Origin of the sequence: Ferruginibacter sp. (assembly GCF_028288465.1) — a bacterium.
In the GTDB taxonomy this organism is placed as follows: domain Bacteria; phylum Bacteroidota; class Bacteroidia; order Chitinophagales; family Chitinophagaceae; genus Ferruginibacter.
On record NZ_JAQBNR010000073.1, the window covers coordinates 38,802 to 51,394 of the forward strand.

15 protein-coding genes are annotated in these 12,593 nt (G+C 38.1%); 10 read left to right on the top strand and 5 right to left on the bottom strand.

The genetic code is table 11. From position 1 onward, the window contains the following. The first annotated feature begins 69 nt into the window (after positions 1-69). The gene (locus JWR61_RS27015) at positions 70-2,247 is read left to right on the top strand and encodes a TonB-dependent receptor (protein ID WP_301930759.1); all 2,178 of its coding nucleotides are present in this window, start codon (positions 70-72) and stop codon (positions 2,245-2,247) included. Positions 2,248-2,291: 44 nt separating this feature from the next. On the opposite strand, the gene JWR61_RS27020 is transcribed toward JWR61_RS27015, so the two are convergent. The 5 genes from JWR61_RS27020 to JWR61_RS27040 all read right to left on the bottom strand — a co-directional run bounded on the left by JWR61_RS27020 (position 2,292) and on the right by JWR61_RS27040 (position 4,764). Next, positions 2,292-2,507 (bottom strand): GDCCVxC domain-containing (seleno)protein, encoded by a 216-nt coding sequence (locus JWR61_RS27020; RefSeq protein ID WP_301930760.1) that lies wholly within the window; start codon positions 2,505-2,507, stop codon positions 2,292-2,294. 3 nt (positions 2,508-2,510) lie between these two features. Continuing rightward, the gene (gene merTP / locus JWR61_RS27025; protein ID WP_301930761.1) at positions 2,511-3,203 is read right to left on the bottom strand and encodes a mercuric transport protein MerTP; all 693 of its coding nucleotides are present in this window, start codon (positions 3,201-3,203) and stop codon (positions 2,511-2,513) included. A gap of 136 nt (positions 3,204-3,339) precedes the next feature. After that, positions 3,340-3,423: an ArsR family transcriptional regulator gene (locus JWR61_RS27030; protein WP_301930812.1), complete on the bottom strand. Its 84-nt coding sequence runs from the start codon at positions 3,421-3,423 to the stop codon at positions 3,340-3,342. Then, positions 3,383-3,577, bottom strand: a complete 195-nt coding sequence (locus JWR61_RS27035; protein ID WP_301930762.1) for a hypothetical protein — start codon at positions 3,575-3,577, stop codon at positions 3,383-3,385. Before JWR61_RS27035 ends, JWR61_RS27030 begins: the two co-directional genes overlap by 41 nt. A gap of 677 nt (positions 3,578-4,254) precedes the next feature. Beyond that, positions 4,255-4,764: a response regulator gene (locus JWR61_RS27040; RefSeq protein ID WP_301930763.1), complete on the bottom strand. Its 510-nt coding sequence runs from the start codon at positions 4,762-4,764 to the stop codon at positions 4,255-4,257. A 543-nt stretch (positions 4,765-5,307) separates the two neighbouring features. Between JWR61_RS27040 and JWR61_RS27045 the strand changes: the two genes are divergently transcribed. From JWR61_RS27045 to traJ, 9 genes are all read left to right on the top strand, one after another. Further along, positions 5,308-5,772 carry a hypothetical protein gene (locus JWR61_RS27045; RefSeq protein ID WP_301930764.1) on the top strand — a complete coding sequence of 155 codons (465 nt, stop codon included), beginning with the start codon at positions 5,308-5,310 and terminating at the stop codon, positions 5,770-5,772. A gap of 169 nt (positions 5,773-5,941) precedes the next feature. Further along, complete coding sequence (locus JWR61_RS27050; RefSeq protein ID WP_301930813.1) at positions 5,942-6,205, top strand: DUF4134 domain-containing protein; 264 nt, start codon at positions 5,942-5,944, stop codon at positions 6,203-6,205. 10 nt (positions 6,206-6,215) lie between these two features. Beyond that, positions 6,216-6,551 (top strand): DUF4133 domain-containing protein, encoded by a 336-nt coding sequence (locus JWR61_RS27055; protein ID WP_301930765.1) that lies wholly within the window; start codon positions 6,216-6,218, stop codon positions 6,549-6,551. 46 nt (positions 6,552-6,597) lie between these two features. Continuing rightward, positions 6,598-8,955 (top strand): TraG family conjugative transposon ATPase, encoded by a 2,358-nt coding sequence (locus JWR61_RS27060; RefSeq protein WP_301930814.1) that lies wholly within the window; start codon positions 6,598-6,600, stop codon positions 8,953-8,955. Positions 8,956-8,980: 25 nt separating this feature from the next. Further along, positions 8,981-9,334 carry a hypothetical protein gene (locus tag JWR61_RS27065; protein WP_301930766.1) on the top strand — a complete coding sequence of 118 codons (354 nt, stop codon included), beginning with the start codon at positions 8,981-8,983 and terminating at the stop codon, positions 9,332-9,334. Between the two features lie 41 nt (positions 9,335-9,375). After that, positions 9,376-10,053, top strand: coding sequence for a conjugal transfer protein TraI (locus tag JWR61_RS27070; protein WP_301930767.1), 678 nt, complete (start codon positions 9,376-9,378; stop codon positions 10,051-10,053). A gap of 32 nt (positions 10,054-10,085) precedes the next feature. Then, positions 10,086-10,727 (top strand): hypothetical protein, encoded by a 642-nt coding sequence (locus JWR61_RS27075; RefSeq protein WP_301930768.1) that lies wholly within the window; start codon positions 10,086-10,088, stop codon positions 10,725-10,727. Beyond that, entirely contained in the window at positions 10,724-11,350 is a 627-nt protein-coding gene (locus tag JWR61_RS27080) for a TerB family tellurite resistance protein (protein ID WP_301930769.1), read from the top strand. Before JWR61_RS27075 ends, JWR61_RS27080 begins: the two co-directional genes overlap by 4 nt. Before the next feature lie 26 nt (positions 11,351-11,376). Then, positions 11,377-12,591 carry a conjugative transposon protein TraJ gene (gene traJ / locus JWR61_RS27085; protein WP_301930770.1) on the top strand — a complete coding sequence of 405 codons (1,215 nt, stop codon included), beginning with the start codon at positions 11,377-11,379 and terminating at the stop codon, positions 12,589-12,591. Positions 12,592-12,593 lie beyond the last annotated feature (2 nt).

The following is a 12,593-nucleotide window of genomic DNA, read 5'->3' on the forward strand; positions in this document are numbered from 1 at the left end:
TCCCGAATGTAAAACATCTCTTCGCCCACATGTTTCACTTTTGCCGTCAATATAAACAGCAATACTATCATGCATAAAATTGTTACAGCGCTATTTGCTACACTATGTTTTAGAGCGGTAATTGCTCAACAGGTTAAAATATCAGACAGTGCCAAAATTTTAAAAGAAGTCATCCTGACCGGATATAAAACTGTAAACGGTGTTGGGCATTTTTTGGAATCCAAAGACGGTATCATCTATGCCGGAAAGAAAAATGAAGTGATACTTGTTGACAGCCTGGATGCGAATAAGGCGGTTAACAATACCCGGCAAATACTGGGTCGGATACCGGGTTTGAATATCGTTGAAACTGAAAGCGGCGGTTTTACGGCCAATGGAATTGCTACAAGAGGGTTGAATCCGATACAGAGTATTGAAATGAATACCCGTCAAAACGGCTATAACATCAGCGCCGATATTTTCGGGTACAACGAAGCCTATTACATTCCTCCAATGGAAGGAGTAAGTCGTATTGAAATGGTAAGAGGCGCATCCTCTTTACAATTCGGTTCTCAATTTGGCGGGCTGGTAAACTATGTGACAAAAGATGCACCGGTAAACAAACCATTTGAATTTACCACGTCACAAACTGTTGGAAGTTTCGGGTTGTTTAACTCTTTCAATTCAATTGGTGGCAATTATAAAAAGATAAGCTATTACGGGTTTCTCCAATACCGCTATATTGACGGCTACCGGCCCAACAGCAGGCAGTGGCAGCTGTCAGGTTTTGGTAAGTTTCAATATAAACCATCATCCAAAACCAATGTGGGTGTTGAGTACTCCGTACTTCGTAATAAAATAAAAATGCCTGGTGGTTTAACAGACAGTATGTTTGAAGCCAATCCAAAAGCATCCACCCGGGCAAGAAACTGGCTAAAGAGCCCATGGAATGTAGTAACTGCGTATGCAAACTTTACACCGTCTGTTAATACAACGATAAGCATAAAAACAACTTATCTTTTCAGTAACCGTTCGCTTGTGTGGCGGAATGAAGATGGTGGTCCGGAAGCATTTGATGAGATAGATCCGGCCACGGGTACTTATGTTCCGCGGGAAGTTGGCAGAGAGGACATGCACAACTCAACAACTGAACTGCGTTTTTCAAATATCTATTCGTTGGGAAAACAAAAATCGACCATTGGAGGTGGTATCAGGTATAGCTACGCATGGTTCAAACGGCAAGGAGGTGGTGAAGGAACAACCAACAGTGATTTTGATTTATCCATTGCAGGCAATTGGGGATATGATTTAGATTTCACAACTACTAACATAGCTCCATTTGTTGAAAATATTTTCAGAATCGGAGACAAGTTTACAATTACTCCGGGATTTAGATTCGAATATCTAAAAAGTACAGCAAAAGGATATAAAATTGTAGATAACGCAAAGCAAACACCAGATGAAAACCGCACGAGAACTTTCCCTCTTTTCGGCACCGGGTTAGAATTTAAGCCAACTCATAACACCAGTATCTATGGTAATTTCAGCCAGGCATACCGGCCCATTGATTATAGCCAGTTGGAGCCATTTGGTATCACATCCAGAATAGACCCCAATTTAAAAGATGCTTACGGGTTCAATGCTGATGTAGGTTACAGGGGAACTGTCAAAAACTTTCTAAACTTTGATATAGGTGGCTTTTACATGGGGTACAATAACCGCACTGGTGTATTGGTTAAAACAGATACGGTAACGGGGACTAATTACTCCATTAGAAAAAATATTGCCAACAGCGTTCATAAGGGTATTGAAAGTTATGTTGAGTTTAATTTGCTAAAGTACCTGAATACAAAATCGAAATATGGCTTGAGTATCTTTAATTCGTTTGCTTACATTAATGCAAAATATACAACCGGAGAATTTAAGGGAAACAGGGTTGAAGCTGCAGCCAAAACCATCAACAGAGTTGGTTTAATATTCAGCGATAAATATTTTTCTACAACCTTTCAGGTCAACTACGTGGGAGATGCGTATGGCGATGCCTCGAACATAAAAACAAGTCAGGACCCGATAGCAGGATATATACCGGCATATACTGTTCTTGATTTAAGCGCCACCTACAAGTATAAAAATTATGCACTAAAGATTGGGTCTAATAATTTAACTGACAAAGCATATTTCACCCGCAGGACAGATGAGTATCCCGGTCCGGGAATTATTCCTTCTATTGGAAGGAGCTTTTATGTGGGTATCAGTGCTAAGTTTTAGCTAGGAAAAGTGGTGATATTAGTGCAGGCATACTCTTTTCAGCCCTAAGAACAACAAGAGTTATTCATCTGTATGGGCGGGCACTTTATAGTACCATAAGTGCAAAATACACAACAATCTCCTTCTTTAGGTTTTAGTGTTGTTTCGCAATTGGTACATTTATAAAAGTATTGACATGCATACGTTGGCATTGTTTCCTCTTTTTGAAAACCGCAGTGAGGGCAGGTAATGATTGATTGCAATAAGATTGTTTTTTCCATTTGTTATTTCTTTTTTTCGCAGCATGATTCCGACGAATCGTTACATGATTTTTCTTTTTCGTTTTTATCACCAAGGATATTTATATAGTCATAGCCCTTTACTTTATAGCCTGTTTTACTGATTGCCGCTTCAATAGTTTTTACGTTAACTTTAGATTTATCGAAAGTGACCAGGCTGCTATGGTTGGCATAAGAAGTTTGATAGCCTAACACGCCATTTACTTTAGCTATTTCATTGTTTACTTCCGCTTCACAACTTTCGCAACTTATACCTTGTATGGTAAACTTTACCTGTTGCCTGTTATCAACTAATGCGGCTGTTGTTAATTGCAGTTTGGGTTTGGGGTAAAATATTTTTGCATACAGAGGAAAAGTCATCATCAGCAAAGCAAAACCAGTTACAATAGCTAAAAAGCTTTTTGATTGAAGGAATAAAGCCTTCTTTGTTGTATCACAATTGCAATCGATATCGTTTGTTGCAACTTGTCTTAATTTGAGATACCAGGCAAAGGCTAATACAGCAATTGATAGTCCTATCAGATAAGGTCTTGCATTTTCTATCCACGAAAAGTTTGCAGCAATGCTGCTACTCCCGGCAAGTAGTGCAATAGCAGGAGTTATACAGCATAGTGAAGCTGCAATTGCTGACAGAACGCCAGCACCAGTAAATGTGCCAGATGATTTTAAACTTATCATGCTGTTTCCAGTTTTAGCGTTTGTGCCTTAATATGCCTAAAGAAAGGCTTTAATATTTCATGTTTTCATTAGCAAGAGAATAATAAATTGTCTGGCCTTTTTTCCCGGTTGCAACTATGTTTCCATCTTTCAACTTTCATAGGTGTTGCGATACCGCGGGAATACTCATACCCAATATATCAGCAAGATCGCAGGGGCATAATTCTTTTTCTTCTTCCAAGTAAATAAATAATCTTCAGCCTGACTTCATTGCCGGCTAGAGCGAGTACAGCAGATAAATTACCAAAGGACTTTTTAGCAGCTTTCAGCTTTATTTTACAATCCTTTATTTGTTCATAGTCTGCAAATTGCTTGATGCAGGTGTTATTTTCCATGACATGAAGGTATGGGAAAGAATTATTTAAGCAAATACTTAAATGTAACCGGAAATTTTTTTCAGTAGCCGGCCTTCTGTATCCAATAGACGCCACCATTACAATTGCAGATAATATTTAGAAGAATATGAATAACAAATAATTTATTATTCAGGTTGCTTGAAACAAACAAAGAACTAAGGCAGGCAAGCATTCCAACATCTTTTTTGTAGCCTTATTTATAAGTATATCCGAATGACTGAAAAGTGAAATTTTTAATTTACCTACGACCTGTGGCTATAATCTTCCCCATGTACAATGGGTGCATGATAACCTGCCTGAAACTTTTCAAAATGAAGAATCAATTAAAAATGTCTTCCAATTCCTAATGTTGCAAAAACTCAGCTTAGACAGCTTACATCCCATAGTTGTAAACTTTTGTAGCCGGGCTTTTTTGTCTTTGTAGCACCTAAAGAGCACGAATATAACTATTTTCTAATTTCCACAATCCTTTAGGATTGGCGACCAGGTTCGAGATAATCCATCAGGAGATTATGCACAACTTTAGACTAATTTCATAAGTAAATAAATCTTATTCCTGTTTGCTTTGAGACAGGTAGAACCATGCGATCACATTGAATATCGAAATAGGAATTATCGTTCTCAATAGTCTTTAGTATCACTGTGAAAAGCAAAAATTATAATGGTTGAGGCAATTGTGCATTACTCCAATAAGCAACTATGGTGGCAATTTGATGCTTTAAGTCTTCATAACTATTGGGCTTTGTAAAATAACCTTGTATAGATCTTGAGTATGCGTCAACAATTGTTTGTGGATCGAAAGAGGTTGAAAGAAATATGTATGGAATGCACCTAAGCCTTAGTTCGTCACTGGAATGCACTTTGTCGCGCAATTCGAAACCTGACATTTTAGGCATGTTAATATCGGAAATTATAAGAAAAAAAATTTCTTTAGATGCGTTAAAAAATTCCAATGCTGCTTTTGCTTCTGAAAAGAGAATCAATCGATTTGGGATATTGAGTTCGCTAAAAACCGTCTGCAAAAAATCTTGGTCATCAGGGTCATCTTCAATAATAACGATTGGTCCGTTCTTGTTCATCTTTTCCAGGAGGTTAGGGTTAAAGGTGAATATATTTGAGTAAAAAAAATGTTTTTCTTTTAACTTTATTTTCATAATAGCAACCATGAGTGCTTATTTAAAACCATTATTAATGACAGTAACTCATGGAGCCAGTGCTTTCTAAACGAATCTTTTGATAATAGTTTAAAATTGATTTATAAGAAACTAAAATCGTTTGAATCCTTCGTCCTGAAAACTGACGGATAGAAATCTACGACTACTAAATATTCTGAGTAAGAGGGTTTATGATTTAATGATTACACGTTAGATCGCTGGTTATTCGTACTTAGCCTGCTGGAAAATTCCTGTGTTAAAACTTGAAAGTTTTTTTAAGCATTATAATACTCCCAGACCAAAAGGCTAAGTTTCGTAACAGATTAGTAACTATTATAACCATTCCCCACTTGCCTGATGTAACTCCATCAAAATTGGTTCATACCGATTCCGGGCAATTTTCAAATTCTATTCGTGTCATTTTCAGATTCTTCAGGGAGGTTGTCCTACCTCGTTTACCCATTATCACACCTCTTTTGGAAAAGTATTTGCAACTAATTTACTGACGACTTCTTTGAAGTGAAATTGATTTGTGAACAAGAAAAATTAAGTGTCATGCTAAGTTCAATTACCTGGGGGCAGTATCTAAGCAGTATTGCTCTCCTTTTACTTTTCTATTACGGTTTTGTTGCCTTTCGGTATTTTAAGTGGGAAATACTTGGAGTCATAGGTATCAAAAAGATCGATGGCAGTTCAGTTGCCATACCCTCGATGGCCGAATTTAAATCTTCGATGGAAGGTGAAAGCCACGAAAGCTATCTTCCCAAACCTGCAACAGATATTGATATTTCCCCGCTGGTGCAATCTTTCACAGATGAAATAACAGCGTACATACGGGAAGCTGAAAGAAACATCAGTAAAGATGAATTATTGTATTCAATTAAACTAGTAGCTATGAAATATCCAGCGCTTAAAAACGCAGATTGCAACGATGAAATGCGTCAGTTCATCATCTGGGAAGCAAACAATAAATATCCAAATATCATGCAGTCAAATGATGCGCTGCATCTTTGGCAATGATCTGAAAACTATGCTTCATTGTGCGGTGTGGATGGGTTAGTAAGTGAGTTTTGGCACAATGGAGCATTCTTTTAAATCTTCATAATTTAAAATAGAGCGTATGAAATGTGTGAGAGAAAAAAACAAAACCAGGCGACAACTGCTGAGTTTGGGAGTAACCGGCATATTGATGCTGATGTCATTTTGTGCAATTGCACAGGACGGTAACGCTGGCATTAACGAAGCCAATACCAAAGTGCGAAGCTATTTCGCTTCAGGGACCAATTTGATGTATGCGGTTGGTGCTATTGTCGGGCTAATTGGGGCGGTTAAGGTTTACCAAAAGTGGAACAGTGGTGATCATGACACCGGAAAAGTTGCTGCTGCCTGGTTTGGCAGTTGCGTCTTTTTGGTAATTGTTGCAACGGTTATCCGGTCATTTTTTGGCGTGTAAAAAAATTATTATGAGCAACAGTGTCTATCAAATCAACAAGGGCATCAACAAGTCCATCGAATTTAAAGGGCTGAAAGCGCAATACATTTGGTACCTCGGCGGTGGGCTTGTTGTGTTGCTCATTTTTTTTGCAATCATCTATATTATTGGACTGAATATTTTCTTTTGCCTGGCCCTCATTGTAAGCCTGGCAACTGGCCTGTTTATGTATGTATATAAACTAAGCCGAACTTATGGCGAACATGGTTTAATGAAGAAAGTGGCAAAGAAAGCTGTTCCGAACGTCATTAAAAGCTATTCTATTAATCTTTTCAAAAAGCAATTGCACCGTGAAAAATCTTTTTGACATATTGCCTTTGTATGGCGTAGAACATAGGTCCATCTTGTCGAAGATGGGCGACATTACTGTGGGCTTTAAAGTAGAATTGCCGGAGTTATTTACCATGAGCAATGACGAGTATGAAGCTTTTCATCATGCATGGATAAAAGCAATTAAGGTACTGCCGGTAAATGCACTACTTCATAAGCAAGATTGGTTTACAGAAACAAAATACAAAGCTGATTTTTCAAACGATGATACCAGTTTTTTAACCAGGAGCAGTGAACGTTTTTTTAATGAGAGGCCTTATCTTAATCATGAATGCTTTATATTTTTGACTAAGAAGCCCTATAACAGAAAGGCCTCGTCTTCCGTTTTTTCAAGTTTGCTAAGAAAAACAATAGTACCTGAAGAAACATTGCAGCCAAAGCACTTTCATGACTTCTTAAACCATGTCGGGCAATTTGAAAAAATATTATCTGACAGTGGATTTATCTCATTAAAAAGATTGAATGATGCAGAGTTGATTAATGTAGTAATTCAGTATCTCAACCTGCAAACCGACGGTGAAGTGATTCGTGATATTGAATTTAAACCAGAATGGATGATCGGCGAAAACCATTGCCAGTTGTACACAATGGCCGATGCAGAATTTGTACCCGGCTTATGCGGTTCAAGAATCAACTACGACAAGTATTCAACTGACAAGACAAAGTTCAGCGTTGGCTTTGCTTCACCCATTGGTCAGTTGCTTTCCTGCAATCATATTTACAACCAATATGTATTTATCGAGGACGTTCAAAAAACCATGCAAAAGCTGGAAGGAAAAAGATTGAGGCTTCAATCCCTATCAGCATATAGCAGGGAAAATGCCATTGCAAAAGATGCTACAGATAATTTTCTGAATGAAGCAATAGCTGAACAGCGGCTTACGGTTAAAGCACATTTTAATTTATTAGCCTGGACAGATAACAGGGAGGATTTGAAAAATATCAGGAACCTCTGTTCTTCGGCGCTTACACAAATGGATGCTACTCCAAAATTAGAAACTGAGGGATCTGCACAAATTTATTGGGCTGGTATTCCGGGTAACGCTGCCGACTTTCCGATGAATGATACTTTTGATTCCTTCTCTCCACAAGCATGTTGCTTTTTTAATTTGGAAACAAACTATCGTTCCTCGGTAAGTCCTATTGGCATACGGCTGGGTGATCGTTTGAGCGGCAGGCCAGTACATGTCGATATTTCTGACGAGCCAATGGATAAGGGAATCTGTACGAATCGCAATAAATTTATCCTCGGTCCTTCTGGCTCCGGCAAGTCCTTTTTCACCAACCATATGGTGAGGAGCTACTATGAAAAAGGCACACATATTGTGCTGGTTGACGTAGGCCATTCCTACAAAGGGTTGTGTGATATGGTGAATGGCTACTATTTTACGTATTCCGAAACCAATCCGATAAAGTTCAACCCGTTTTATATTGGTGAAGCTGATATACTGGATACAGAGAAAAAGGAAAGCATCAAAACCCTATTGCTTGCCCTTTGGAAGAAAGACAATGAAACCTTTAACCGAAGTGAATATGTTGCCCTTTCAAATGCCTTACAACTGTATTTCGATAAAGTGAGTGTAAACAAAAATTTGTTTCCCTGCTTTGACAGCTTTTATGAATTTTTAAAGGATGAGTTTGTTGAAGTGTTGAAAGGCGATAATGTAAAGGATAAGGATTTTGACGTTTCAAATTTCCTGTACGTGCTGAGGCCTTATTATAAAGGTGGCGAATTCGATTACCTCTTGAATGCAAGAGAAAACTTGGATTTGTTACAGCAACGCTTTATTGTATTTGAATTGGACAATATCAAAGATCATCCAATACTATTTCCGGTGGTAACAATTATCATCATGGAAGTGTTCATCAGTAAAATGAGAAAGCTGAAAGGAATACGTAAAATGATCTTGATTGAGGAGGCATGGAAAGCAATTGCAAAAGAAGGAATGGCTGAATACATCAAGTACTTATTTAAAACAGTACGAAAGTTCTTTGGTGAGGCCATTGTCGTAACCCAGGAAGTGGAAGATATAATTTCCTCACCAGTGGTAAAACAGGCAATCATCAACAATAGTGATTGCAAGATCTTATTAGACCAAAGTAAGTATCAGAATAAGTTTGACCAGATACAGGAATTGTTAGGATTGACAGATAAGGAAAAGGCGTTGGTATTGTCTATTAATAAAGCCAATGACCCAACAAAAAAGTACAAAGAGGTATTTATTTCGCTTGGTGGCGTATTAAGTAAAGTGTACAGGACAGAAGTATCGCCGCAAGAATATTTGGCTTACACAACAGAGGAAAAAGAAAAAGTGAAAGTGCAGGCTGCCGCCCAGAAGTTTGGCAGTATTGAAAAAGGAATCGCATCGTTAACAACATAAAACACACGTTATGAAATATCTCTTTTTGAGCGTTTTGATCTTTGCCTTTGGCTGTAATAGCAAAACTGAAGAATCTCAACTCGATGGCGTTTTTACAACGGCGTATGAAAACGAATTTAGCAAGGGCGATGATACATTGATAGTAAGAAAGGCAAATTCAGGGGAGGGTATTTATCAGATTGCAAGACATATCGGCGTAGTCAAAGTGTTGGATGGGAAAGAGTTTCCTAAAGAAGTAATCTCGGAAACCTGGACTTTGGAGTATGATCCTAACAAGCAAACACTGTTCGATTTAAAGAAGGGAAAAACGGTAATCTGGAACAGTGGAAAACTTACACTCCAACTAGGAAACAGGGAGTACAAGAAAGTTAGCAAGTAGTATAGAAGATAAAAATAATTGTGAACTAGAAATCGTGTGGTATGAAAAAGTTATTTACCGTGGCCGGTATCATCTTGTGCTTTATTGTTGCTCCAATGCAACAAATTCAAGCCCAGATTCCCATTTTGGAAATTATTAAAGCGGGTGTAAAAAAAGTAATCAAAGCGATTGATTTAAAAATTCAACGTTTACAAAATAAAACGATTTGGCTACAGAATGCCCAAAAGACATTGGAAAATGAAATGTCCAAACTCAAACTAAAAGAAATTGAGGATTGGGCGGATAAGCAAAAACAACTGTATGCCAAATATTTTGATGAATTATCAAAAGTGAAAAGTGCGATTGGTACCTACCAGGCTTTGAAAGACATTATTAGTAAACAGCGCCAGATCGTAAAAGAATATTCCAGGGCTTATAATCTTTCTAAGCAGGATAAGAATTTTTCAGCGCAGGAAATTGAGTACATGGGACAGGTCTATTCCGGCATCCTGGAAGAAAGTCTGAAAAATATTGAACAGGTACAAATAGTTGTAACGGCATTTGCAACTCAAATGACGGACGAAAAGCGATTATATATTATCCATACGGCTTCGGATAACATTGATCGCAACCTGGGCGACTTACGCCAATTTAACCAACAAAATATCAGGATAAGTTTACAGCGTTCCAAAGAGAAGCATGATGTTGATGTAGTGAAGAAACTCTATGGAATAGAGTAGTAATTATTTGTGTGAAAGTGAAAATGTGAAGTATGAAAACAATAATTGCGATAGCAATGCTGCTGTCATTAACAAAACCTGTGTCTGCCCAAACCTTTGCTGAATGGTTCAGGCAAAAATCAACACAGAAAAAATACTTGATTCAGCAAATGGCTGCATTGCAAGTTTATATGGGGTATGTGTCAAAAGGATATTCGATCGCAAAGAATGGTCTTAACACCATCCAGAATATCAAGCATGGAGATTTTGACCTGCACAAGAACTATTTTAGTTCCTTAACATCTGTAAATCCAACAATAAAGCGATATATCAGGGTAGCAGACATTATTTCGCTCGAAATAAATATTATCAGGCAAACTGCATCCGTTATCCGGTATTGCAGGCAATCAAATCAACTCACGATTTCGGAATTGACCTATTTCCAAAATGTTTTCGATCAACTGTTAAGTGATTGTTCCAAATCACTCGATAAACTTTTTGCAGTTATTACAGATGGAAGCCGCACGATGAAAGATGACGAGCGAATCGAAGCTATTGATAAAATTTATGATGATATGGTTGATAAGCAATTGTTCTGCAGATCGTTTGGAAATACAACAAAAGGTCTGTGCATACAACGAATGAATGAACAAAATGCAATTCTATTCTCAAAGAAATTAAATAACGTAAAATGAAAAGCTTACTTATCTTATTACTGCTGACTGCCCAAATTCCCAGTAATGTACTCTATGCACAGTCAACCGAAGCGCAACAACTACTTCTTAACGTAGAAAAATTAGCCCAGCTTAAAAAGATTCTCAGCCACATGAAAAAAGGTTATGAGATCGTAAGCACGGGCTACAATACCATCAAGGACATTTCCAAAGGAAATTTCAGCCTGCACAATGCATTTTTAAATGCATTGTTACAGGTAAGTCCAACAGTGAGAAAGTACAAACGGGTTGCAGATATTATAACCTGCCAGTCCCAGATAGTTAAGGAATACCGATCTGCATTTAATCGTTTCAAATCCACCAACCTGTTTAATTCTTCTGAAATAACATACATGGAGGATGTTTATAAAAATCTCTTTAATAAAAGTCTTCAGAATCTTGATGAATTGGGCATCGTAATCACAGCCGGGAAGTTAAGAATGAGTGATGATGAAAGAATCGCTGCCATCGATAGAATTTATGAAGACATTTCTGACAAGCTGGTTTTCTTGAGAGGCTTTAATAACGAAAGCTCTGTGCTGGCAATTCAAAGAGGAAGAGAATTGGTTGACACAAAGTTGTCAGAAAAGTTGAATGGCCTTTAGTTTTTGAATCGATTAAAAATGTGTGTATGAAAAAGTGCGTAAGAGTAATCGCTTTAGTTGCAGTAGCATTAGTGCCTAAATTATTATTTGCACAAAATGGCGGTTTTGCAGATGAAGTTAAAAGCCTGCATACGGTTTTGGAGCAACTATATACAGAAATGTTGCCGCTGTGCAGCAAGTTGATCGGTGTAGGCCGTGGTATTGCCGGCTTTGCGGCCACCTGGTATATAGCAAGCAGAGTTTGGCGGCATATCGCCAATGCTGAACCCATTGATTTTTACCCGCTGTTCCGCCCATTTGTTTTGGGCTTTGCTGTTATTATTTTCCCGTCTGTAATTGCCATGATTAATGGAGTAATGAACCCAACTGTTACTGGTACTGCAGCGATGGTGGATAATTCTAATAAGGCCATAGCTGTGTTACTTCAGAAGAAAGAAGAAGCTATTAAGAAAACTGACGTTTGGAAAATGTTTGTGGGCGAAACTGGAAGCGGTGATAGGGATAAATGGTATAAATACACTCATGTTGGTACAGACCCATCGGATGAAGGATTTTTTGAGGGGATCGGCAATGACATCAAGTTTGCCATGGCAAAAGCCTCCTATAATTTCAGAAATTCTATTAAACAATGGATGAGTGAAGTTTTGCGGGTGCTGTTTGAAGCCGCTTCGCTCTGCATAAATACCATAAGGACATTTTATTTGATTGTCATCGCCATTCTCGGACCACTTGTTTTTGGAATAGCCGTCTTTGATGGATTCCAGCATACACTGACGGTTTGGATAGCCCGTTACATCAATATATTTCTTTGGCTACCGGTGGCCAATATCTTCGGCAGTATCATCGGCAAAATTCAGGAGAATATGTTGAAGGTTGATATTGCCCAGGTAAAAGATTACGGAGACAGCTTCTTTTCTCCAACGGATACAGCTTATCTCATTTTCATGATCATTGGAATCGTTGGATACTTTACTGTACCAAGTGTAGCCAACTATATCGTTCATGCAGGTGGTGGAAATACATTACTGTATAAAGTCACAAGTCTTACATCAAGTAGCTCACGGAGTATTGTGAATTCTGCATCATCCGGTGCAGGCATGGTTGCTGATGCTTTCGGCAATGCAAAATCAAACATGAGCGGCAGTGTAGCATCAAACAGTGTAAGCGGAGGCTATTTAAAGGAAAATGGAGGTAACAAATCAAATGGTTACATGCAGGATAAATTATCTGGTAAATCTTAAGC